Here is a 2,076-nt window from a genome sequence, read left to right as displayed (position 1 = left end):
CTGAGCCTGGCCGTGCTGCCGGCCGGTGCGCAGCTGCCCGGCGAGCCGCTCTACCGGCGCTGAACGCCCGGGTGGCCCCGCGGATCGCCGATCCGCGGGGGCACCCGGGCGTTCATCGGACGCGCGGAGGCGTCCGGCGCGAGGGGTCCCGGAGGGTTCTCAGGCGTAGACCGGGCCGGTGAACTTCTCGCCCGGGCCGGCGCCCGGCGCGTCCGGGACGAGGGAGGCCTCGCGGAAGGCCAGCTGGAGCGAGCGCAGGCCGTCCCGCAGCGGGGCGGCGTGGAAGTTGCTGATCTCCGGGGCGCCGGCGGTGACCAGCCCGGCCAGCGCGGTGATCAGCTTGCGCGCCTCGTCCAGGTCCTTGTCCGCCTCGCCGCCCTCGGCCAGGCCGCACTTCACGGCGGCGGCGCTCATCAGGTGCACCGCGACGGTGGTGATCACCTCGACGGCCGGGACCTCGGCGATGTCCCGGGTGAGGTCGTCGAAACCGATCGCCTCGTCGTCCGCGGCGGGGGTCTGGGTGGGCTCGCTGCTCAAGGGGGGCTCGTTCCGTCGTGCCGGTGTCCGTACACAGGGAGCGTACAAGGGGGTGAGCGGCGGGGCGGAATGGCGTTCGACCCCGGGGAGCCTGTATGCTTCGAGACTGACCGGCCAGGTGCCTGTGAGGGTGCCCGGCCAGCAAGAGGAGGCTCCACCAAGGAGGCCCGAGAGGGCAACCGCGAAAGTCTCCCACCTGATCGGCCTCGCGGTCGACGGGTCCGGTCCGCGACGGGCGCCCAGCGCCGAGTCGCCCGCAGCACCCCTCACCGGGTGCCGCCCCCGGTTGTGTGGAGCCCCGCTTGTACCGAGCGGGGCTTTTTTCGTGTCGCGGTGCAGGCCGCCGCAGGCAGCGCAGCACGAATGAAGCCCCGCCCAGTGGTCGAGTCCACTACGTGCGACCGCCGTCCGACGGCCGCATCGCAGAAGGTGCAACCGAGGAGGCCCCATCAGCACCGAGCCCCGCATCAACGACCGGATTCGCGTCCCCGAGGTGCGACTCGTCGGTCCCAGCGGCGAGCAGGTCGGCATCGTGCCGCTTGCCAAGGCGCTGGAGCTCGCGCAGGAGTACGACCTCGACCTGGTCGAGGTCGCGGCGACCGCCCGGCCGCCGGTGTGCAAGCTCATGGACTACGGCAAGTTCAAGTACGAGTCGGCCATGAAGGCCCGTGAGGCGCGCAAGAACCAGGCGCACACGGTCATCAAGGAGATGAAGCTCCGGCCGAAGATCGACCCGCACGACTATGACACCAAGAAGGGTCACGTCGTCCGGTTCCTCAAGCAGGGCGACAAGGTCAAGATCACGATCATGTTCCGCGGTCGTGAGCAGTCCCGCCCCGAGCTGGGTTTCCGACTGCTGCAGCGGCTGGCGAACGACGTCCAGGACCTGGGCTTCGTGGAGTCCTCGGCCAAGCAGGACGGCCGGAACATGATCATGGTTCTCGGCCCGCACAAGAAGAAGACCGAGGCGATGGCCGAGGCCCGCGCCGCCGCCGACGCCCGCAAGGCCGAGCGCCAGGGCCGGACCACCGGCCCGGACGCCGCCGAGGAGCCCGCGGCCGAGCAGGCCGTCGAGGCGACGGAGGCCCCCGAGGCCCCGGCCGCCGAGGCCGCCGAGGTCGAGCAGCCGGCCGAGGCCTCCCAGGACGCCTGAGCCCGTACGGGCGAGGGCGGTCCGGGAGACCGGCCACCAAGGTGACGGGGCGTCCTGCCCGGTCATCGCAGATCCATCCTTCACGCCCGCGCGGCGAACACCGCGCGGGCGTGGACGGACCGACGAGGAGATACGGCGAAATGCCGAAGCAGAAGACGCACAGTGGCGCCAGCAAGCGCTTCAAGATCAGTGGCTCTGGCAAGGTGCTGCGCGAGCGCGCCGGCCGCCGCCACCTCCTGGAGCACAAGCCCTCGACGCTGACCCGCAAGCTGGCCGGCACCGTCGAGATGGCCCCCGCCGACGCCAAGAAGATCAAGAAGCTTCTCGGCAAGTGATCGCCCTCCCGCCCGGCGCGAGCCGCGGCGGGGCAGCTGATCCTTCCCGAC

Annotated in this window: 3 protein-coding genes; 2 read left to right on the top strand and 1 reads right to left on the bottom strand. The window is 71.7% G+C overall.

Annotated features, from left to right (window positions below; all coding sequences use genetic code 11):
• Positions 1–159: 159 nt before the first annotated feature.
• Positions 160–537, bottom strand: a complete 378-nt coding sequence (locus MCM47_RS39815) for a DUF1844 domain-containing protein (RefSeq protein ID WP_238951730.1) — start codon at positions 535–537, stop codon at positions 160–162.
• A 448-nt stretch (positions 538–985) separates the two neighbouring features.
• Between MCM47_RS39815 and infC the strand changes: the two genes are divergently transcribed.
• Positions 986–1,690, top strand: coding sequence for a translation initiation factor IF-3 (gene infC / locus MCM47_RS39810; RefSeq protein WP_238741389.1), 705 nt, complete (start codon positions 986–988; stop codon positions 1,688–1,690).
• 140 nt (positions 1,691–1,830) lie between these two features.
• Positions 1,831–2,025, top strand: coding sequence for a 50S ribosomal protein L35 (gene rpmI / locus MCM47_RS39805; RefSeq protein WP_030286227.1), 195 nt, complete (start codon positions 1,831–1,833; stop codon positions 2,023–2,025).
• Positions 2,026–2,076 lie beyond the last annotated feature (51 nt).

Source organism: Kitasatospora sp. A2-31, assembly GCF_022288725.1.
Classification (GTDB): domain Bacteria; phylum Actinomycetota; class Actinomycetes; order Streptomycetales; family Streptomycetaceae; genus Kitasatospora.
The sequence above is the reverse complement of the archived record's forward strand: the minus strand, read 5'-3'. Positions and strand labels throughout refer to the sequence as shown.

Excerpts from the sequence above, each read along its gene's own strand:
- rpmI (WP_030286227.1), top strand. The coding sequence starts at position 1,831 with ATGCCGAAGCAGAAGACGCACAGTGGCGCCAGCAAGCGCTTCAAGATC.